We start from the raw sequence: 21,594 nt of genomic DNA on the forward strand, positions 1-21,594 counted from the left end.
ATAACTTTTTTCGGCTGTCACATCTACTCCTCCTCTTTATTGTATATCTCCTATCATGTTAGCCAAAAGAGGGGATTTTGACAAATTATTTCACCTTATTGCTCTATATTTTACCATTGACTATAATGTATGCAGTTGAAAAAACTCTAAGGTGGTTGATCATATGTCCTTTTTTGGCTTAAAAATGAAAAATTTGTTCTTTATTTTAATCGGATCTGCAATCTTTGCGTTCGGTCTCGTTCATTTTAATATTCAAAACAATTTAGCAGAGGGAGGGTTCACTGGAATTACTTTGCTCCTTTATTTTTTATTCGAGTGGGACCCGGCTATCTCGAATATTTTGTTAAATATCCCCATCTTTATTATAGGGTGGAAATATTTAGGTAAAACGACATTGATCTATACCATTATAGGTACTGTCGCACTATCTGTATTCTTATGGGTGTTTCAAGTGTATACATTAGAAATGCCATTACGCAATGATATGACACTTGCAGCCTTGTTTGCAGGTACGTTCGTAGGTGTTGGACTCGGTATTATTTTCCGCTATGGTGGAACAACCGGCGGAGTAGATATAATTGCCCGCCTTGTACATAAATACATAGGCTGGAGCATGGGTAGGACTATGTTTTTATTTGATGCGTTCGTCATTATGATGTCCATTTTGTTATATTTGGAAGCTATTGAGGGGATGTATACACTTGTAGCAGTGTTTATTGGAGCCCGTGTAATCGACTTTATTCAAGAAGGGGCTTATGCAGCAAGAGGGGCAACCATTATATCAGAAAAGAGTACCGACATCGCTCAACAAATCCTTGAGGATATGGATCGAGGAGTTACGATCCTGGCAGGAAAAGGAAGCTTCACTGGAGCGAAGCGGGATGTCTTATATTGTGTAGTCGGTCGAAATGAAATCGTAAGGTTAAAAAATATCATTACGGAAATAGACCCGCATGCATTTGTGGCTGTGAGTTCGGTATATGATGTGTTAGGGGAAGGATTTACATTAGACGAAAATAAAAAACCGATTGAAACGTAACAAAAAAAGGTCAATTCATGATGAATTGACCTTTTTACGTATCTTATGTTAATCATTATTCATATGAAGGAACATTAGTATAAAACGTAATAATTCAAGTAAAGCAACCACTGCTCCTGCTACATATGTTAATGCTGCTGCACTTAACACCTTTTTCGTTTCTCTTTCCTCATAATTTCGAATGACACCCGAAGAGACTAGATGGTCCATAGCTCGTGTAGACGCGTTAAATTCAACTGGTAACGTCACGACTTGGAACAACACAGCTGCTGCCATGAATATGATCCCAAACAGAAACATTTCGGTTGCTCCCATAATAAGTCCCGCAAAGATTAAAATATAAGAAAGGTTGGAACCAAAGCTTGCCACTGGTACTAGTGCATGACGAAAACGCAAAAAGGCATATTCTTCTGCATCTTGAATAGCATGTCCCACTTCGTGTGCAGCAATTGCTGCAGCGGCCTGGGAGTGACGATGATAGTTATCAGAAGAGAGGCGAACCGTTTTTGTACGAGGGTCATAGTGGTCCGTCAGGTGGCCCCTTACCTCTTCTACAGTTACATTATATAACCCATTATCATCCAGTATCTTACGAGCAACTTGAGCACCAGTCATTTGGGAAGAGTTAGCAATCTTTGAATACTTATTATAGGTGCTGCGTACCCTCATGCTAGCCATTAATGGTAAAATTAAAAGTACTGCAAAATATAACAAATAAGCACCCACTGTCATAAGCATCTCCTCCAATATATTTTATAACCTGTTTCTAAGGTCAATTTTAGTCAAATGTGTCAATACCGTCAACTGTTTAGTTTTTCCTTGCTTCTTCTCTTTTCCCCTTTATATTTTCTCCATCCGACATAAATTAATGTGGCAATGATAGCTCCTCCAACGGAAAAAACTAACCATAAAAAGGAAAGGTCACTGTTTTTCTTCTTTTCGTCTTTTATTGGTTCATCTTTACCTTTTTCCACCTTCACAATATTTAACATAACATGTAATGCTTCTTCTTTCTCCTCCAAGTTATCGCTATATAAACCGTCAGATAACTGCAAAACCTGGTGATCAAGAATTAGCCATTCATCTAAATTACGGTACAACTTAATGGCTGGATACACTTCAATAAATTGTTGATAAACGTCATAATATTCCTTTTGAAGTTGTGCTGACTCACTTTCTAACGCTGTATACACATTTTTTGTAAGCTTTTCCAACTGGCGGGAGAGCATAGGGCTTTCCTCTTTTTGTAACGTTTCCAACACTAAATGAAGCTGATGTACACTTTTAATTTTCATATCATCAGTTAATTGTGTATTGCGCAACACTGAGATGGTATGTTCAAATACATCCTTAACATATTGACGTTTCTCCGTACGTTGATTGTTAAGGTCGTTTTCTATTTTCTTTTCTATGTTTTCAATTAAGCGAATTGCCTGTTCATAATGTCCTGCTTCTGATAACTGTACCGCATCGAAAAACTCGTCCATTATCGCTTTTTCATGATGAGATGCATAAACAGCAGTAGAAGCGAAAACAAAAATGGCTGTCATTACAAATATTTTACAGATCCATTTAATCATAACTTGTCCCCTCTCCTAACACTTCTATGAAGAGTGTATGCGGGGGAAAAGTGTACTAGAACTTTATTGTTTTATCCTTTTGACACCAAAAACATATACAAGTGCAATCGATAGTATGCTTAACCAAAATGTAAAGTAACCAATTTGTTTCATATAGTTTGCCAAATGATAATAAACAGGCATCATTTCAAACACATAATCAATAACGTCATTATGTAATGTCCAGATTGCCGCCACAAATAGGTGACGCATTTCGATTCGATAAAACGGGGAGTACATGAAACCTTGAACTGCCATGGCTCCATGGGACACAATTAGCATGAAACCTGCAAATCCAATGGATCCCGCCTCTATTAAGGTTAATACATTCATCACTACCGCCCATACCCCATACTTAAACAAGGTTAACATGGCCAACGCTTCTATATAGGGTACGTTTCTCCCAACAATAAAGGCGATTAGAACAAAAACAAAAAAGAGTGATGCTGTCGGACTGTCAGGGACAAACAATAGAAATTTCGTCGGTGTATCCGCTAATTGAAAGCGATACCAGTAATATCCATATACGGTTCCTGCAATATTTATGATCATTAAAAGGGTTAAAACTCGTTTATCCATTAGTAGCATTCGATACATTCTCTGTTCTCCTTCTTTATATATAAGAAAAGCTGACTTAAAAATAAGTCAGCTTTTCCTCTTAATGGGCATCATCATTACCTTCATTTAATGAGGCGATAAATTCAGCTAAAACTTCTAACTCTTCTTCAGATCCAGCAAATACTCCTGCTGGCATCCCTGGATCACCTTCAAGTCCATTTACAGCAATTTCCTTAATTTCATCTGCTGAACGGTCAATTCCTAGAAGTGGTGGACCAGCTGCCCCACCATCGAGGTTTTCTCCGTGACAACTCATACAGTTGTTTTCGTATATGGCATAGCCTTCGGAACTTTTATCAATTTCAATGTCTTCAACTAGTTTTTGGGATTGAGCCCGTTGCTCCCAATCTACGTGAACCACTGATTCATAGGTAAGCCAAATCGTAGCAGCAACACCAATTAACATTAACCCTGTAGCAATTGGGCGCTGAGTTGGTCGTCTACCTGGTCCTCTGTCCAGGAACGGCGCTAATAATAATGCACCGAAAGCAAGTCCAGGCATTACAACCGTACCGAGAACAATGTACTCAGCAGAGGCAAACTCATACTTTAAAAATTGGTATAAGAATAAGAAATACCAGTCAGGTAGTGGAATATATCCAGCAATGTTCGGGTCAGCCTCTCTCTCAAGCGGAGGAGCACCCGCAACCGTTAAACATAAAAATCCGATTAAGAACACGGCTCCTACAAGCCACTCCTTTAATAAGAAGTTCGGCCAGAAGGGCTCTGTTTTACCGGGATATTCTGAATAGTCTTTTGGTATAAAGCGTTTTTTCTCTGCAGGGACACGTGAGTCACCTACAAATTTCATCCCTTTTCCTCTATGCACTTGATTCCCTCCTTTTCATAACAAATGTAACCCTTACAACGGTCCTGAAATACCTTGTCTACGTATTAAGATAAAGTGAGTGGCCATTAGACCGAACAATGCACCTGGTAAGAAAAATACGTGAATCGCAAAGAATCTGGTTAATGTTTGTGCACCAACTATATCAGGATCCCCCGCTAATAACGTTTTCAATTCTGTACCAATCAAAGGAACACTTTCCGCAATTTCAAGACCTACTTGTGTTGCAAAGTAAGCTTTGTTATCCCAAGGAAGAAGATATCCTGTAAATCCTAAGCCAAGCATAACGAAAAAGATTAGAACTCCAACCACCCAGTTTAATTCACGTGGTTTTTTGTACGCACCTTGGAAAAAGACACGCAACGTATGTAAAAACAACATTACAATTACAACACTGGCGCCCCAGTGGTGCATCCCTCTAACAATTTGTCCATGAGCAACCTCTTGTTGTAAATAGAATACAGAATTCCAAGCATTTTCGATATCAGGTACGTAATACATGGTTAAAAACATGCCTGATAATACTTGAATGACCGTAACAAAGAAAGTTAGTCCACCAAAACAATACACAAATGCTGAGAAGTGGTGTGCCGGATTAACATGCTCCGGTACTTCGTGATCTGCAATATCACGCCATATCGGTGTAATATCTACCCGTTCATCAATCCAGTCATAAATTTTTTGAATCACGTATTACGCCTCCTTTCTCGGTTGAGCTTTTCCTAAGTAAAGCATACCGTCTTGAATTTTATGCTCGTATACGTGTAAAGGCTCAGTTGGCGGTGTGTTTGGAACATTCGTACCGTCCTTATAATATAAGCCATCATGACACGGGCAATAGAAACGATCTGGGTATTGATCTTCCTTTTCATTCCAGCCAACTCTACAGCCTAAGTGGGTACAGATTGGAGATAAAGCAAGAACACTACCATCCTCTTGTTTAAAAACCCATGCAACTTGTTCAACTTCGGATTCATACCAAGCATCAACTTGCTCAACTGTAAACGAGAATCGTTGTGGTTCAGTTGTAATCTTGTCCACTTCTACAACAGCAACAAAGTCACCTGTTGTATCCGCTTTAAGGACAGGGTCAATGGCAAATCTCACCATTGGCGCAAGCATTCCAGCAGCCATAAAACCACCTACACCTGTTAACGTATAGTTTAAAAACTGCCGACGGGAAACTTGATTTTTTTTGTCATTACTCATCTTTTAGTTTTCCCCCCTCTTCACATGTATTTCAACGATCAGGGCTTGATTATATACAGTTTACTAGGACATTACCATGATAGCGTAAACTTGAAACACGGTCAATTAAATTTGCTATTTTATCAAAGATTTATTCTGTCCAAAAACTACGAATTAAATCCGTCATTTGGGTAACTTGATCTTGAATAACGGTTTGGGTGCTATCGTCTTTTACATCCCCGTTACTAATCATAGGTAACCATAATAAATGACCGTCTATGTCACGCTCAACTTTTTTCCAACGAAAGTCTGGTGTAACATAGAACAAATGCTTAAATGGCTGCTCTTGAACGGCTTGCGCAAATTGGTTTAGTCGTAAACATTCATTCTGCAAATCCTCCGTTTCCAAATACATATAAGCCGGGAACAAAAACATCCGACCTTTATATGTATTTTCCATTTTATAAGTGATCAAATCTAACATTTCCTTTTGAAGAGACATCTTTTCCAACTCTTCATCTTTTTTGTTTAATGCAAAAGGTAGTAATGGAATGATAGCCGTATCGATATATTCCTTTGCTTTTACATACTGTTTAACATCTTTTTGAGACCAATTCATGATAGCCACCTCATATCTTTATTTTCTACTACATTTTACTAAAACTATACACAAAAAAAACCCCTCGGACGACTCTCGAGGGATGGAAACCTATTTTTGTTGGGTAAATTTTTCACTTGTTAATTGGTTAAGCTGTTCAATTAACATATGAAATTTTTCTTTATCCCCATCATCTAATGCTTGATCAATAGCAGCTTGAATCTTTTTTACTTGAAAATTATAAAGGACGTGATTCATCATTTTTTCAGCAGCCTGTTGATCTTTTTCGGTAATATAATAGTCTTCAGGTAAGTATGGATTTTCCTCCATAACGCCGGCATACCTTGGGCACTGGTTTGCCTTTTTATAATTTAATTGAATAAAAATAGACTCATGATCATTTAACCTTATATCATGAAATGACTTTTCTGGATCCGAAGTCATGATTTGTTCTTTGTAAAAACGGAAAGGTGGATCATCTACACATTTCGCTGATATGATAATCCCTTTCGGACATACTCTAGCTTCACGGACAAAATGGACATGCTTTAACACATGTTCATGATTCATGACATAATTTAAAATCCATACACATTCTCTTCTTTTTAACTGGTAGTTATTTAAAAACCATTGAATAAATCGTTTTTTCTGTAGGACTGAAATCGTCATAATTTTATAGAGCCCTCCTCCCGCTAAAAGGAAAAATGGCTTTTCTTACCGCTCTAAACGTTGCACATATTCTTCCATTTCCGTATCAGACGGTTCGATAGCCAAATAACGTTGAAATACTTCCTTAGCTTTCGCTAACCTCCCTTCTTCAACAAGAATATAGCCGTATTCCTTTAAAAATTCTATATCATTTGTAAAGCCATTATATGCTTCTTCATAGTTGTTTAATGCCTTATCATACTCTTCTAATTCATAATTTGCCCGTGCTAATTCCCAATAATACACAGGATCTGTTTCACCTAGATCTAACACGTTTGTTAACAAATCCGTAATTTTCTCATATTCCTCATGTTCTTTAAAAGATTCAACAAGGAACATAATGGCTTCTTTGTAACCGGGATCTAATGAAATTGCTTCTCGTACATATTCAATAGCTTCTTCTCTATTTCCTAATTTGTTTGCGATTTTTCCAGCTAAAAAATACATTTCTTTATTATATTCATCTTGATTTAAACCTTTCCTAACCGTGTCATAAGCTTTGTCAGGAAGCCCTTCCTCTTCATACGCCTTCGTTAACAACGGGTAAACGGAATAGTAGCTTGAATCTTTGTCCAACAACTTTTCCCATACATGAATGGCAATATCCATTCGATTCCCCTGAAACGCTGTAAATCCATAGCGAAACATATCATCAGGAGACTTTTTTTCAACCTTTTGAAAGTAATCCATCGCTTCTGTTAAATGGCCAATAGATGCCAAACATTCCGCTAGTCGTTGCTGAACTTCAATTTCACCATAGGTGTTTTGTTGTTTTAAGGCTTTTTCATAATATGGGATGGCTTTTTGGTATTCACCAGTAGAATAGGCTAATTCTCCTAATGCAAAGTCCAATACAGGCTCTGAAGGCGCTAATCGTTTAGCCTGTAACAACTTTTGCTCGGCAACTTCATACAACCCCTGGGCTTGATATAAATCGGCCGCTTGAACGAGGGCGTGAAGATAATTTTCATCTTCTTCATCAATTTCATTCAAGTACTCTAATGCTTTCTCATCATCATCTAAATCTGTATAAATCTCGGCGATATGTAATTTTAGTTCAGATTCATCTGGATATGTTTCCATAAGTTGTTGAAAGACATCGTTAGCCTCATGAAGAAGACCTAGCTGTTGATACATTTGGGCAATTTCATACTTTTCCTCATCACCGGCTTTTACTAGTTGACGTTGTAAAATCTCTAACCCCTTATCCGTGTTTCCGCTTTGAATTTCTTGCAATGCTATATGAATTTCACTCATATTAAACCTTCCTTTTTAAAACTATTTGTACTTAGGTATCGATATGACGTAATGTTTACCGAACATAGATTGATCCTGTAAGTTATATTGTAATTTTACCACGTTCCCTCTTATAACCGAAATATATGGGATTTGCTTGTACAAATTGGAAGCGGAATGTTTTTGACAATTGGATTTCATATATAAATTGAAATCGGCGTCCCCATATATACTTATTTCTCCTTTTTTAGGTGAAATCCCTGTAGCATTTAACGTATTCTTCATTAACGGAGTAGAACTAATCGGCTGATCTACTAGTCGGAAGGAATCGTTTTCCAGCATCACTCTTAAGGGATCGTGGGGAGGTGTTAATGTTGCAAAAGGTATTTGGACTAATGCCTGCATTTGACGCATCCAATCCCATTTAATCTTCTTTAAGTCTTGCATATGATTATATTCAAGACAAATAAAGGGTGACTTTTGTATTCCGAAGAAGCGAATCATATCAGGGGTAAGATTCCGGATGTGAACCTTAGGCGCAACCATATAATCTAGGGCTAAATTTCGGAGACTTTTTACATATTGGTTATAGGCAATCATGTAGTCTCTTTTCGTTTGGATGGGCAGTAATGAAATAATAAGAGAACAACCTTGATATAAATAACGTCGAACATGATGATTTCGCCTTCTATCATCAGAGAGGGGATATTCGACATCTACATAGACTTTTCCAGGGGTCATAATAAACCGTTCCTTCGTATCAATTTTTTTTATTGATTTGGAACGTATATGCTGTACCGGTACAAACCTGCCGTCCATGAAATAGACCGTCTTTTGTTGCCAACCATTCCAATCGTCGTACATATCCATGTTTTGAAAATAAAAAGCCTTCACACTTTGTCCCCCTCACGTTGGTACAAAGTATGAAAGCTTTACTACATTTATGATTAAACAGCTTTAGGAAATTACTTTTTTCACATCCTCAAAAAATGTAGGATACGATATATCTATGCAATCAGGATTTTGAATTTCAATTTTCTCACTTGATAAGAAGGATGCAATAACAGCCATCATGCCAATTCGATGATCACCGAAGGATGATACTGTTCCACCTTGAAGGGCTGTCCCACCTTCAATTTCAAGACCATCCTCACGTTCAGTGACGGTGGCTCCAAGCACATCCAACACTTGTTTAATTGCACGAACACGATCTGTCTCTTTAACACGTAACTCCTCAGCATCCTTAATAACCGTCTTCCCTTCAGCTTGGGTTGCAGCTAACGCAATTAACGGGATTTCATCTACGAGACGTGGAATCATTGCTCCTTCCACTGTCGTTGCAGTTAATTTACTCGCCTTAACGGAGACAGTTCCTACCGGTTCATCTCCAACATAGTGAGTAACATCCATATGAATGTTTGCACCCATTTGCTTTAATAAATCGATAATGCCAGTACGTGTTTCATTCAATCCTACATTTTCAATAACTAACTCAGATTGTTCCACTAAAGTAGCTGCTACAATAAAGAAGGCTGCAGATGAAATATCACCCGGGACTTTCACAGCTGCTCCTTTTAAGGCTTGTGGTCCTTCAATTGATACATTAACACCATTCTTCGTAATCGTTCCTCCAAAGGCTCCAATCATACGCTCGGTATGATCTCGTGTTGCAACCGGTTCAACTACAGTTGTCGTGCCCTCGGTTAATAAACCCGCAAGTAATATCGCCGACTTCACTTGTGCACTATTTACTGGCAGCTTATACTCGATAGGTTGTAGAACGCCCCCACGTATGCTCATAGGTAAGAACCTTCCTGTATCACGACCATCAATCGTAGAACCCATTTGTCGTAAAGGAACGGAAACCCGATCCATTGGTCGGTTAGACAGTGAATCATCACCTGTTAATACAAAGTGGTAAGGCAATCCTGATAAAACACCTAGTAATAGACGGGCGGTTGTACCGGAGTTTCCAAAGAATAAAGGCTCAGTAGGTTCCTGTAAACCTGATACTCCTCGTCCTTGAATGGTCACACTTTCACCGTGTTGTTCGATTTTTACCCCCATTTTACGAAAAGCTTCAATTGTGCGTAAGCAATCTTTACCTAATAAAAAGTTTTCGATTTGTGTCTCACCTTCTGCCAAAGAGCCAAATATAACCGCACGGTGTGACATTGATTTATCCCCAGGGACTTGCAGCGTTCCTTTAATAGAATCATTTTTATGGTGAACTGATATTGTCATTCTTTTCACAACCTTTACAATTGCTCATCTGTAAAAACTTCATATTTATTATGATGTAACAAATGAATTGCTTTTTCTTTTTCGTCTTCTGTTTGAACTGTAATTCGTAAAACACCTGTCATGTTTTCTCGAATTTCATGTATTTGTGTATTCGTCACATTAATTTCTTCATCCGCCATAAGCTTAAATACTTTATATAGCTCGCCAGGCTTATCATAAATATCAATATAAAGATCATAAAAGGCCGGTATTGCACCTTTATCACGTTTAGGTAAGCCGTCACGGTAGTCTTTTGCTGTTGTAAGATAAGAGACGACCTTATCTTTCTCCTCATTTTCAATCATTTGTTTAACGGCTACCATTTCATCAATCCAATCCGACAAGAGATGTGTAAGTTTTTCTTTGTTTTGAAAGAATATATCTTGCCACAAAAATGGATTACTTGATGCAATTCTTGTAATATCACGAAAACCACCTGCCGCCAGTTGCGAGATAAATGGAAAGTGATCTCCCCATTTTCTAGCCTGGTGTACAAGTGAAGATGCAATTAAATGCGGAAAATGAGATACAACACCAGTCATTTTGTCATGTTCTGTTGAATTTAGTTCTATAAAATAACTCTTCGTTTCACTTAAAACCCTTTTTAATGTGTCAATATGATGTTGTTCAGTAGAATTTGATGGTGTTAGCACATAGAATGCGTTCTCAAATAAATGACTACGAGCTGCTTCAATCCCTTGTTTGTGCGAACCAGCCATTGGGTGTCCACCTACAAAGGTAAAGTTATTTTGTCCTGTTAATTCATTAGCTTTTTCAATTACAGGTCCCTTTACAGAAGAAACATCAGTTACAATCTTTTCTTCCTGCAGGGGAATATTCAAAAATTCGTCCATGTATTGTAATGTAATATAGATCGGTGTAGCTAAAAAAATGATATTACACTTTTGAACCCCTTCTACAAAGCTATCGACCTCGTCATCGATAATATTATGCTGCAACGCATAGTCTATTGATTCATTGTTTACATCGTACCCATATACTATTACATCATCACGTTTATATTTAATGTTTTTGGCGATGGAACCGCCTATTAAACCTAATCCGACTATTAATACTTTCATGATTGTAACCCCTTTAATGTCGAAAATCAGAGTATCTTAGATAATGCTTCTAAAAACGGATCCACATCTCTATCTTTCGGTACTGTTACACGAATACTCTTATCAATTCCTAACAACTCACCAGCTCTTACAATAAAGCCATTTTGCAGAAGTTGTTCAGCTACCTCTAATCCTGAATTCGGTAAATGAATAAGTAAAAAGTTTGTTTCCGATGGAAAATATGACAACCCTTTCTGTACACAAAAAGCCTCTAAACGTCTGCGGTTTTGTTCGTTTTTTTCACATGTATCCCGAATAAACATTTGATCCTTTAATGCAACTGTTGCCGCTAATTGTCCGACTGTTGTAGTGTTAAAAGGGCCTCGCACCGTGTTCAAATACGATATAATTTGCTCATTCCCAATGCCATAACCGACTCTTAACCCGGCCAATCCATATGCTTTAGAGAAAGTACGTAGGATGATTATATTTTGATAGTTTTGTAGCAACGGTATTGTGTTAGGGTAGTCCTCTGCAGTTACGTATTCAAAGTAAGCCTCGTCAATCACAATAAGAACATGGCTCGGACAACGCTCTATGAAAGCAAACAAATCCTCCTGTTGAATATAACCACCTGTTGGATTGTTCGGTGTACATAGCCAGACCACTTTTGTTTGTTTATCAATAGCCGCTAACATCTCCTCCAAGTTATGACTCCCTTCCAACAAAGGAACTTCTCGAATTTCAGCTCCTTCAATATTGGCATGATGCCGATATTGGGGAAAGGTTGGGGTTGCCATGACCGTGTTATCATGTCGTGTCAAAAATGTTCGGCAGATCATTTGGACAATTTCATCAGACCCACTACCAAATATGAGTTGATGTTCTGCTACTTGAAGGTGCGAGGCTAGCCGTTCACGTAACTGTCTAGCATATCCATCTGGATATTGATGAACCGAAAGGAAGTCCTTCCTTAACGTTTCTTCGACTAACGTTGAAAATCCATAAGGGTTTTCATTCGACGCAAGTTTCACGATTTCCGTTAACCCGTACTCCTTTTTCACCTCTTCTATGCTTTTCCCCGGCTGATAAGGGGTTAAAGTTTTTATGATACGCTTCGGTTCCATTCGTCCTCACCTCTAATTTGTTAAATCGGGTCGTAGTTGTCTTGCTCTTTCATGGTAAATATGTTCCACTTCATCTTGTCGCTTCATTGTTTCCACATTCATCATGATTCGAATGCATTTTTCCATACTGCCAGGCACAGGAATTTCTTGTGTACACATGACCGGAACGTATTTCCACCCATCAATTGAACGTATGGCCTTCGCAGGAAAAGTAGCATTTAAATCATGAGTCATCGATACAATAACGGACGATATTTGCTCTGGGCTGACGTCATTTTGTTTAGCCATATCGGCTATAAGGGCTTCCGTAACACGCAGTATTTCTTCTGAGTTATTGCTCTCTACTGTTGTGGCCCCTCGTATTCCTCTTAACATATATGTTTCATCCCTTCTTGGAAACGGGTCAATTCAAATTGGATTTGGTCTTTTTTAAATGGGACAATCTTTGGCTTCCCTACACTCTCTAATAGCACCATATGAATTTCCCCTTGACGATTTTTCTTATCTCCGATCATTCGAGCAACGATTCCTTCAACCGGTAATTCCTCTATGATGCCTAATGGGTACTGTAATCGTCGTAACCACGCCTGATATTCTTTTGTCGGCAACGTAATGTTGTTATATTTCTCACTGAGATGTAAGGCAAATAACATCCCAACTGCTACCGCTTCTCCGTGTGTAATTCTCCCATACCCTAATTCTGATTCAATGGCGTGACCTAACGTATGACCAAAGTTTAAATATTTTCGAATTCCGCTCTCTTTTTCATCTTCAGACACGATGGCAGCTTTCACTTTTATCCCTTGTACGATGGCATCCGCTAATTGTTGAGTATGTAATGATTCGTTTTGAAGCAAGTCATGTAAAAATTTTTCATCACTTATCCAGGCGTGTTTCATAACCTCTGCCATACCTGAACGGACTTCTGCGGTAGGTAATGATTTTAGGGTTTCCATATCATAGATGACAGCTACAGGCTGGTGAAAGTTTCCGATTAAATTTTTCCCTAATGGGTGGTTAATCGCCACTTTCCCACCAACACTACTATCGTGAGCTAATATTGTAGTTGGTACTTGAATAAAATCAATCCCCCGCATATAAGTTGATGCAATAAACCCTGCTAAGTCACCAACCATGCCTCCCCCCAATGCAATGATAAGAGAGTTCCGGTCGAGTCCTGACTTAATGGCTGCGGTATGGATCCCTTCAAACTGCTCAAAACTTTTCGATTGCTCACCAGCTGGTACTACGAAAGTGGAAACGTGACTATCACTAGGTAATCCCACTTGAACGTCATGTAAGTATAGCTTGCTAACGATATCATCGGTAATTACAAACACACGGTTATAAGACTTCGGTAAAAAATTTGCTAATTGATGACGCAATCCTTCCCCGATATATACATTGTAATGATGTTGCTCTGTATGGATCGGAATGGTTTGCATTAAAAACACCTAACTTCCTCACGATATTCGTCTAATGCTCTTTTCAGTTGGGCGAACTGATCATGGGTAAATTGCTCACATAAAGCTTTCGCTACTTCCCAAGCGACAACGTGTTCCATAACAACAGCAGCGGCTGGAACAGCACAAGAATCAGAACGCTCAATGCTCGCCTTAAACGGCTCTTTCGTATCAATATCGACACTCATAAGTGGTTTATATAAAGTTGGAATTGGCTTCATAACACCACGTATAACTACAGGCATTCCTGTTGTCATACCACCTTCCAGACCACCTAAACGATTTGTTTTCCGATAGTAACCGCGCTCTTCGTTCCATGCAATTTCATCGTGTACTTCACTACCGTTACGTCGAGCTGCCTCAAATCCGATTCCGAATTCGACCCCTTTAAACGCGTTAATACTAACAACACTACCGGCAATTTTGCTATCTAATTTACGATCGTAATGAACGTATGAACCAATCCCAGCTGGCAGGCCTTCTACAACAACTTCGCATACGCCGCCAATAGAATCTCCGTCTTCTTTTGCTTTATCAATTGCATCCATCATTTCTTTACCCTTTGTTTCGTTTAACGCTCTTACAGGTGAGGCTTCTGAAATTTGCTTTCTTTCTTCTAATGGCAAGTGTTCGTAGTCGTCAGCCACTATACCTGCGATTTCTCTTACATAACCAACTACTTCAATGCCTAACTCAGAAAGCAATTTCTTTGCTACTGCACCTGCTGCTACTCGCGCTGCTGTTTCACGAGCTGAAGATCTTTCTAATACGTTACGCATATCACGATGGCCGTATTTTAACGCCCCATTTAAATCAGCATGACCAGGACGGGGACGTGAAATTTGTCGTTTTGTTTCAGCATCTTCCGGAAGTGGGTCTTCACCCATGATGTTACGCCAATGTGTGAAATCATCGTTATTTATGACAAGAGTAATAGGGGAACCTAATGTATAACCATGTCGAACCCCGCTCTTGATTTCCACAAGATCTTTTTCAATTTGCATACGGCGACCTCTACCGTGACCTTTTTGTCTTCTTAATAACGAATCATTTATATCATCGTTCAGTAATGGCAAATTAGAAGGAATTCCTTCAACAATTGTTGTTAATTGCTTTCCGTGTGATTCACCTGCTGTTAAATATCGCATATGTAATAACCTCCAATTAGTCTTCCGTTATTTTGTATTACTATATCATATATTAAATGCCTATAGTTTTAAAGGAGATATAAGAGAAAAATATGAATTTTCTAACTTACAAATTATTATACCACAGTAAAGCGTTTAAGTGTTAAAGAGTTATTAAAAAAATAAAAAACCGACTTTGGATTAACACTTTTCATAAAAAAATGTTTCCGTCGGTTTCAAGTTATATCTCTGGGGATTTACAATTTGTTCGGTACTTCCAACGAACAATACTCCACCTGATCGTAACGCTTTACTAAATTGTTTATAGATTATATGTTTTGCCTCATCGGTAAAGTAAATAAAAACATTCCGGCAAACAATTAAATCAAATCCTTGTTCATAGTCATCTTCAAGTAAATTATGCCTTTTAAAAGTGACCCGCTTTTTCAACTTAGGTAATACGTAATATCGATCTCCCAATTGTTCAAAGTACTTTTCCTTAAAGGGTAATGGTAACTCACGTAATGATTTATTCGTATAAACCCCTTCCCGGGCTCTCGCTAAAACCGCTTGATCTAAGTCTGTCGCTAATACACTTGTACGCTTTAAAATACCGGAGTGGTCGGCAATCATGGCTAATGAGTAAGGTTCTTCACCTGCTGCACATGCCGCACTCCATACTTTTATACGTTGACTATTTTTCGCGAGCCGGGGAAATACGTTTTGCTTTAATACTTCCCAGCGCCTTTGGTTTCGAAAAAAATCAGATACGTTAATCGTAATTCGATTTAAAAATTCTTCATATAATTCCTCATCTTGTAACATAGCCCGATAATAATCCCCGAAAGTATGATAGCCTCTTTTATCTCGCAACGTTGTTAAACGACGGAACATTTGTGTCTGTTTATACAAACGTAGATTAATGTTGGATTTTTCGTATATATTGTTGATAAAGCGATCATAATCCCCATTCATCTTATCGGCTCCTTAATATAATTCCTACTACAATTATAGCCTACTAAACCATATAAAAAAACCAGCTAATTAGCTGGTTTTAATAGATCCATGCGTTGTTGTCTTTTTTGTATGTAAGGACATCTTCTTCATTAAAAAATAAATTTATTTCACGTTCAGCACTTTCAGGTGAGTCAGATCCATGAATGACATTTTTTCCTACTGTTAAACCGTAGTCTCCTCGAATCGTTCCAGGAAGTGCTTCAGCAGGGTTCGTTTTTCCCATCATTTGTCTTGCTGTCGAAATCACTTGGTCACCTTCCCATACCATCGCAAAAACAGGTCCAGAAGTAATGAAATCGACTAATTCACCAAAAAATGGCTTTTCTTTATGCTCACCGTAATGCTCTTCAGCAAGCTCTTTTGATACTTGCATCAGTTTAGCACCAACAAGCTGAAACCCTTTTCTCTCAAATTTTGCAACAATATCCCCAACTAGATTTCGTTGAACTCCGTCTGGCTTGACCATTATGAACGTTTTCTCCATCTGTTACACCCCTTGTACATTGTTGATTATATTTTTGAAACCGTTTAAAATTTTATCAAAAATTAAGATAATTTACAATTCTTTCTTGAAAACGTTGTCACGAAGTTCTTTTTCCGATATATTTTGCAATTTGTTTTAACGCGTTTTTAGCCCTGTTATCGGGCAGTTGATCAAGCTGTTGAAATGCTTTTTGTAAATAACGATCACTAATTTCATAAGCGTAGTCAATTGCGTTATTCGTCTTTACTTCCTCAATGATATCTTTGACATCTTCTTTTCCTACATGTTGCCGTTTCGATAATTTTTTCTCCAGTTTATCTTTGAACGTTTGATCCCGCATTAAATATAAAACTGGAAGCGTAATATTTCCATTCATCAAATCACTGCCTGCAGGCTTTCCCAGCTCCTCATCAGTTGATGTAAAATCTAAGATATCATCGATAATTTGATAAGACATGCCAATATAATACCCGTATCGAAATAGAGCACGCTCACTTTTTTCATCAAGATCACTTGCCGCAGCTCCAAGACGACAGCTTATGGCAATAAGAAGAGCTGTTTTTCGTTTAATCCTACGTAAATACGTTCTAATGTTTTGATTTACATTGTATTGGTCTTTTAATTGTTCAATTTCACCAAGACAAACTTCTACGATTCCGCGGGACAAAATTTGATGAGCTTTTGCACTATTTGCTTCGGAAAGAACCTCTAAAGCACGTGCAATCATAAAATCGCCAGTATACATCGCAACCCGGTTATCCCATTTCGATTTCACTGTTTCTTTCCCCCGTCGCAATTGCGCATCATCGATAACATCATCATGTACGAGGGTTGCCATATGGATAAGTTCAAGGGCTATAGCAACCTTTTTCACTCTTTCGAAGTTGTATTCCCCAAACTGAGCCGCTAACAAAACAAAAACAGGACGAATTCGTTTTCCTCCTGCTTGAAGTAACTGGGTTGAAGCTGCACGCAATACTGAGTGCTCCGCCTGAATAATATGGAGTAGCTCTTTATCAATTTTGTTAATATCATCTTTTAGAAAGTAATAGCTTGTAGACAATTTCATGAAAGTCACCTTTTATACTTTGTTCTAATTTGGTTTTACGCCTAAGTGCATGGCAGCAACCCCGCCTGTATAACTTTTCACTTGAACATTACTGAGGCCTGCTTCTTCAAACATGGTCTTTAATGTAAAACGGTCTGGAAAGTCTTTAGCTGAATCATAGAGCCATTTATATTCCTCATAACTCCTTGCAAACACCTTCCCAAATAAAGGCATCACAAACTGAAAATAAACATAATATAATTGCTTGAAAACAGGTAGTGTAGGTTGTGATGTTTCTAAGCAAACGACCTTGCCCCCTGGTTTGACAACTCGAGCCATTTCCGATAATACCTTAGCATAATCTTGGACGTTACGTAAACCAAAACCAATCGTCACGTAATCAAACGTGTTGTCTGGAAAAGGAAGGTTCATTGCATCTCCATGAACAAAAGATACATAATCTAAGTTCATTTCTTTCACCTTTTCCCGACCTACTGATAACATATTTTCACTAAAATCTAAACCAACCACTTCTCCAGATGTTCCTACTGCTCTCGCTAATGATATAGCCCAGTCACCTGTTCCACAACATACATCGAGTGCTTTAGCACCTTTCTGAACGTCCATCCTTTTCATAACATCTTTTCGCCACGCCTTATGACGTTGAAAAGATATAATGGAATTCATTTTGTCATACTTTTTATAAATTTTTTCAAATACGTGATGAACCTTAGCTGATTTCGTTTGCCGCTCCATTTGCTACCCTTCTTCCAGTAATATTTCTTGAGATGGTAATCCATGAAACCATTCTAACAATTTCCCTTTAATATGATCATTGTGCAAGTTTTGAACTTGCTCGTATACTTTACTTGTCAGCTCTTTCGTTTTTTCATGAATGAGCGGACGAACTTTACCACCTAAACTTAGTCGTTCTTCTCCAAGGGTAAATGTTAAATGAGGGGAAAAATCTTTCTGATGATTATGTTCACTTTCCACTTGTAATCTCTTTATAAGTAACCAGTCACTCATAATTTCCACAATATCTGGCATTTGGAAATACTCTGCCACCTTTTTTATAAGCATGGATTCAATTTCCCGCACCTCACATAAAAGATCTTCAAGTTTATGGAATTGGTTATGGTACACGGTCATTTTCCGTTCATTCATTTCCCGTACAGCACCCGCTAATGCTTGAATTAACGATACATCCTCCAACTGTGCCAGTCCTTCATAAAAAAGACCACTATATAAGTCTCCTGCTAGTACGGTTAGTTGTTGTTTGTGGAATGCCTCTGAAGCTAATTGTTCCGGCACCTGGTCATGAGTGTCCATGGCAATTTGCATTAACATGGTTGCGACCAAGTACGTTTCTTTATAGTCAACACCTTTAATTGATTCCTCAATGAACAATTTCAAGAAAAAGATTTTATCTTCAGAAATACTTGGTTGATCGACCTTTTCGGACATGTATGGGTGGTTGATTCGCCCATGTATCTTTTGTTTTATTTCATATATTTCGTTATGTATGCTCAAAAGAACCACCTTTACCCTTCCCAACCTTCTTCAAGTATATTATGGGCACACAGCCATCATTTTACCATATGTATTAAAATAAAAGACAGAGTTTATGCCTCCTCTGTCTCGGTATGTATTTCACCATGACTTGATTGTATATACGCTTTCCCTCTTACTTTTACAGCTGATGTATGCTCAGTAAACTGGGCAATCATGACTTCTCCCTTATCAAGCTTCTCAGAATGATGGAACCGAGTATCCGACCCTCTCGTCAAACCTATGACGTTCACACCATCTTCTAAAGCTTTTATGACAAAAAAATCAGTTGGCGATTTGGAACTCATCTACGTAGTTCCTCCTTAACGTATTTTCATACTACCTATGATACTTTTCTATTTTATCATTAGTTAAGTAGATAATCTATGAATATTATCTTTAGACATAACAAAAAGGGGGGCGAACCCCCCTTTCTTGTAAACTAGCCCTATGTATTCGCTTATTTCACAGCATCCTTAAGGGCTTTACCCGGTTTAAACGCTGGTACCTTACTAGCTGGGATTTCAATCTCTTCACCAGTTTGTGGGTTACGTCCTTTACGTGCAGCGCGCTCACGTACTTCAAAGTTACCAAAGCCAATTAATTGAACTTTATCACCTTCTTGTAGTGTGTCCGCGATGGATTCAAAGACAGCATCAACAGCTTTAGAAGCATCTTTTTTAGACAAGTCACTTTTCTCAGCAACTGTGTTTACTAAATCAGTCTTGTTCATGTCTTTCACCTCCTCCCAAAAATGGGCTGTAACTTGGAATAATAGAAGTATAATCCCTATTACTCCATTACTTAACAATTCACATAAAAATTATTCATAGAAATCAACAGAAATACTGATGACAAGCCTTATCTTAAACGAATTTTCAACGAAATTCAATATAATTAGCTAAAATTATTCATCATTTTGTTTGTTTTTCCTATTATCCCCAATCACAACCAAATGGTAACACATATAGATAAAGTGTTGCAACAACAATACTTTAAGCGCTTTCACACCGTTTTTTGATTTGTTACAGCAGTACTATCAAAATTCCATCAAAAAAGACAAAAAAAATAAGCGGCATAGCCGCTTTTATAAGATAATCGCGATTAACCCACCGCTTCCTTCGTTTATAATTCTCTCTAATGTTTCCTTTAATTTATACCGTGCATTCTCTGGCATGAGGGAGAGCTTCGCTTGAATTCCCTCGCGAACGATAGAGCTCAATGAACGACCGAATATGTCTGAATTCCATATGGATAAAGGATCTTCCTCAAAGTCTTGCATTAAGTATCGAACAAGCTCCTCGCTTTGCTTTTCCGTACCAATAATTGGAGCAAATTCAGACTCCACATCCACTTTCACCATATGAATTGAAGGAGCAACAGCTTTTAATCTAACCCCAAATCTAGATCCTTGACGAATGATTTCAGGCTCATCTAACGCCATATCTTCTAATGTTGGAGCAGCAATTCCATACCCTGTCTGTTTAACCATCTTTAAGGCTTCTGCTACTTGGTCATATTCACGCTTCGCATGGGAAAGATCTTGCATTAATTCTAGCAAATGATCTCTTCCCCTAATTTCAACCCCAACGATTTCTTTTAGCACATGGTCATATAGTTCATCTGGGGCATGCAGGTCAATTTCAGCAATTCCTTCTCCCATTTCCATTCCCGCTAGTTGAGCACGATCTACGAAGTCATAATCATAAAAATGACCGACAACCCGATCGACATCGCGTAACCGTTTAATATCCTTCACGGTTTCCTGAATGGCGTCTTCATATTTCTCTCTTAGCCAGTGGCCATCTTTTAGCACCATTACCCAGCTTGGAAGGTTTACATTTACTTCTAAAACCGGGAACTCGTATAATGCTTCACGCAATACGTTATACACATCATGATCACGCATTTCTTCCACACTTAGAGCAACAACAGGAATATCGTATTTCTCTTTTAACTCTTCACGTAGCAGCTCTGTATCTTTATGGTGAGGCCGAACTGTGTTTAGTACCATAATGAATGGTTTTCCTACTTCTTTTAATTCAGATACTACCTTTTCTTCTGCTTCTACATAGTCTTCTCTTGCAATATCACCGATCGTTCCATCTGTTGTAACAACGACCCCTATCGTTGAGTGGTCTTGGATAACTTTTCGAGTACCGATTTCTGCTGCATCATGAAAAGGAATAGCCTCTTCATACCAAGGTGTTTGAATCATACGTGGGCCATCTTCATCTTCAAAACCCTTCGCACCGTTTACGGTATACCCGACACAGTCCACTAAACGAACATTCACTTCCAATCCTTCGTCTACATTTACGGTAACCGCTTGATTTGGAATGAACTTTGGCTCTGTTGTCATAATCGTTCTTCCAGCTGCACTTTGAGGAAGTTCATCCTGTGCTCTTGCTCGCTCATCCTCATCGTCTATGTTCGGTAAGACAACTAAATCCATAAACTTTTTAATAAAAGTAGATTTTCCTGTTCTTACCGCACCGACGACGCCGAGATAGATATCTCCATTTGTACGTTTTGATATGTCTTTAAAAATATCGACTCTTTCCAAAAGATCCCCTCCCG

General features: G+C 38.3%; 25 protein-coding genes. 1 reads left to right on the top strand and 24 read right to left on the bottom strand.

What is annotated here, in order from left to right:
• Positions 1-163: 163 nt before the first annotated feature.
• Positions 164-1,039 (top strand): YitT family protein, encoded by an 876-nt coding sequence (locus tag NLW78_RS07510; RefSeq protein WP_254496438.1) that lies wholly within the window; start codon positions 164-166, stop codon positions 1,037-1,039.
• A 48-nt stretch (positions 1,040-1,087) separates the two neighbouring features.
• Here NLW78_RS07510 and NLW78_RS07515 read toward each other — a convergent pair whose 3' ends face one another.
• The 24 genes from NLW78_RS07515 to spoIVA form a co-directional block, all read right to left on the bottom strand.
• Positions 1,088-1,777 (bottom strand): zinc metallopeptidase, encoded by a 690-nt coding sequence (locus tag NLW78_RS07515; protein WP_254496439.1) that lies wholly within the window; start codon positions 1,775-1,777, stop codon positions 1,088-1,090.
• Positions 1,778-1,839: 62 nt separating this feature from the next.
• Positions 1,840-2,619 (bottom strand): sporulation protein YpjB, encoded by a 780-nt coding sequence (locus NLW78_RS07520; RefSeq protein WP_254496440.1) that lies wholly within the window; start codon positions 2,617-2,619, stop codon positions 1,840-1,842.
• 63 nt (positions 2,620-2,682) lie between these two features.
• Positions 2,683-3,255 (bottom strand): lipoprotein heptaprenylglyceryl N-acetyltransferase LhaT, encoded by a 573-nt coding sequence (gene lhaT, locus NLW78_RS07525; protein ID WP_254496441.1) that lies wholly within the window; start codon positions 3,253-3,255, stop codon positions 2,683-2,685.
• Positions 3,256-3,316: 61 nt separating this feature from the next.
• A complete protein-coding gene (locus tag NLW78_RS07530) occupies positions 3,317-4,105 on the bottom strand; it encodes a menaquinol-cytochrome c reductase cytochrome b/c subunit (protein ID WP_254496442.1) in 789 nt (262 codons plus the stop codon).
• 33 nt (positions 4,106-4,138) lie between these two features.
• Complete coding sequence (qcrB, locus tag NLW78_RS07535) at positions 4,139-4,813, bottom strand: menaquinol-cytochrome c reductase cytochrome b subunit (RefSeq protein ID WP_254496443.1); 675 nt, start codon at positions 4,811-4,813, stop codon at positions 4,139-4,141.
• Positions 4,814-4,816: 3 nt separating this feature from the next.
• Positions 4,817-5,332, bottom strand: a complete 516-nt coding sequence (locus NLW78_RS07540; RefSeq protein WP_254496444.1) for a Rieske (2Fe-2S) protein — start codon at positions 5,330-5,332, stop codon at positions 4,817-4,819.
• Between the two features lie 130 nt (positions 5,333-5,462).
• On the bottom strand, positions 5,463-5,930 hold the full coding sequence (locus NLW78_RS07545) for a DUF2487 family protein (RefSeq protein WP_254496445.1): 468 nt from the start codon (positions 5,928-5,930) through the stop codon (positions 5,463-5,465).
• 90 nt (positions 5,931-6,020) lie between these two features.
• A complete protein-coding gene (locus tag NLW78_RS07550; protein WP_302328478.1) occupies positions 6,021-6,578 on the bottom strand; it encodes a ReoY family proteolytic degradation factor in 558 nt (185 codons plus the stop codon).
• A 45-nt stretch (positions 6,579-6,623) separates the two neighbouring features.
• Positions 6,624-7,874 (bottom strand): tetratricopeptide repeat protein, encoded by a 1,251-nt coding sequence (locus tag NLW78_RS07555; RefSeq protein WP_254496446.1) that lies wholly within the window; start codon positions 7,872-7,874, stop codon positions 6,624-6,626.
• A 21-nt stretch (positions 7,875-7,895) separates the two neighbouring features.
• Positions 7,896-8,747 (bottom strand): hypothetical protein, encoded by an 852-nt coding sequence (locus NLW78_RS07560; protein ID WP_254496447.1) that lies wholly within the window; start codon positions 8,745-8,747, stop codon positions 7,896-7,898.
• A 63-nt stretch (positions 8,748-8,810) separates the two neighbouring features.
• Positions 8,811-10,097, bottom strand: coding sequence for a 3-phosphoshikimate 1-carboxyvinyltransferase (gene aroA / locus NLW78_RS07565; RefSeq protein ID WP_254496448.1), 1,287 nt, complete (start codon positions 10,095-10,097; stop codon positions 8,811-8,813).
• Between the two features lie 14 nt (positions 10,098-10,111).
• Positions 10,112-11,218 carry a prephenate dehydrogenase gene (locus NLW78_RS07570; RefSeq protein ID WP_254496449.1) on the bottom strand — a complete coding sequence of 369 codons (1,107 nt, stop codon included), beginning with the start codon at positions 11,216-11,218 and terminating at the stop codon, positions 10,112-10,114.
• Between the two features lie 26 nt (positions 11,219-11,244).
• Positions 11,245-12,324, bottom strand: coding sequence for a histidinol-phosphate transaminase (gene hisC / locus NLW78_RS07575; protein ID WP_254496450.1), 1,080 nt, complete (start codon positions 12,322-12,324; stop codon positions 11,245-11,247).
• Positions 12,325-12,336: 12 nt separating this feature from the next.
• Positions 12,337-12,699, bottom strand: a complete 363-nt coding sequence (aroH, locus tag NLW78_RS07580; RefSeq protein ID WP_254496451.1) for a chorismate mutase — start codon at positions 12,697-12,699, stop codon at positions 12,337-12,339.
• Positions 12,693-13,769, bottom strand: coding sequence for a 3-dehydroquinate synthase (aroB, locus tag NLW78_RS07585; RefSeq protein ID WP_254496957.1), 1,077 nt, complete (start codon positions 13,767-13,769; stop codon positions 12,693-12,695). The genes aroH and aroB overlap by 7 nt, the downstream gene beginning before the upstream one ends.
• The gene (gene aroC / locus NLW78_RS07590) at positions 13,769-14,935 is read right to left on the bottom strand and encodes a chorismate synthase (RefSeq protein WP_254496452.1); all 1,167 of its coding nucleotides are present in this window, start codon (positions 14,933-14,935) and stop codon (positions 13,769-13,771) included. Before aroC ends, aroB begins: the two co-directional genes overlap by 1 nt.
• A gap of 180 nt (positions 14,936-15,115) precedes the next feature.
• Positions 15,116-15,889, bottom strand: coding sequence for a CheR family methyltransferase (locus NLW78_RS07595; RefSeq protein ID WP_254496453.1), 774 nt, complete (start codon positions 15,887-15,889; stop codon positions 15,116-15,118).
• Between the two features lie 79 nt (positions 15,890-15,968).
• Positions 15,969-16,415 carry a nucleoside-diphosphate kinase gene (gene ndk, locus NLW78_RS07600; RefSeq protein WP_254496454.1) on the bottom strand — a complete coding sequence of 149 codons (447 nt, stop codon included), beginning with the start codon at positions 16,413-16,415 and terminating at the stop codon, positions 15,969-15,971.
• A gap of 97 nt (positions 16,416-16,512) precedes the next feature.
• Positions 16,513-17,484 carry a heptaprenyl diphosphate synthase component II gene (hepT, locus tag NLW78_RS07605; protein ID WP_254496455.1) on the bottom strand — a complete coding sequence of 324 codons (972 nt, stop codon included), beginning with the start codon at positions 17,482-17,484 and terminating at the stop codon, positions 16,513-16,515.
• A gap of 24 nt (positions 17,485-17,508) precedes the next feature.
• A complete protein-coding gene (locus NLW78_RS07610) occupies positions 17,509-18,219 on the bottom strand; it encodes a demethylmenaquinone methyltransferase (protein WP_254496456.1) in 711 nt (236 codons plus the stop codon).
• Between the two features lie 3 nt (positions 18,220-18,222).
• Positions 18,223-18,996: a heptaprenyl diphosphate synthase component 1 gene (locus tag NLW78_RS07615; protein ID WP_254496457.1), complete on the bottom strand. Its 774-nt coding sequence runs from the start codon at positions 18,994-18,996 to the stop codon at positions 18,223-18,225.
• Between the two features lie 92 nt (positions 18,997-19,088).
• A complete protein-coding gene (gene mtrB / locus NLW78_RS07620; RefSeq protein ID WP_254496458.1) occupies positions 19,089-19,322 on the bottom strand; it encodes a trp RNA-binding attenuation protein MtrB in 234 nt (77 codons plus the stop codon).
• Between the two features lie 152 nt (positions 19,323-19,474).
• Positions 19,475-19,747 (bottom strand): HU family DNA-binding protein, encoded by a 273-nt coding sequence (locus NLW78_RS07625; protein WP_254496459.1) that lies wholly within the window; start codon positions 19,745-19,747, stop codon positions 19,475-19,477.
• Positions 19,748-20,101: 354 nt separating this feature from the next.
• The gene (gene spoIVA, locus NLW78_RS07630; protein WP_254496460.1) at positions 20,102-21,580 is read right to left on the bottom strand and encodes a stage IV sporulation protein A; all 1,479 of its coding nucleotides are present in this window, start codon (positions 21,578-21,580) and stop codon (positions 20,102-20,104) included.
• Positions 21,581-21,594 lie beyond the last annotated feature (14 nt).

The organism is Salirhabdus salicampi, from assembly GCF_024259515.1.
Lineage (GTDB): Bacteria > Bacillota > Bacilli > Bacillales > Alkalibacillaceae > Salirhabdus_A > Salirhabdus_A salicampi.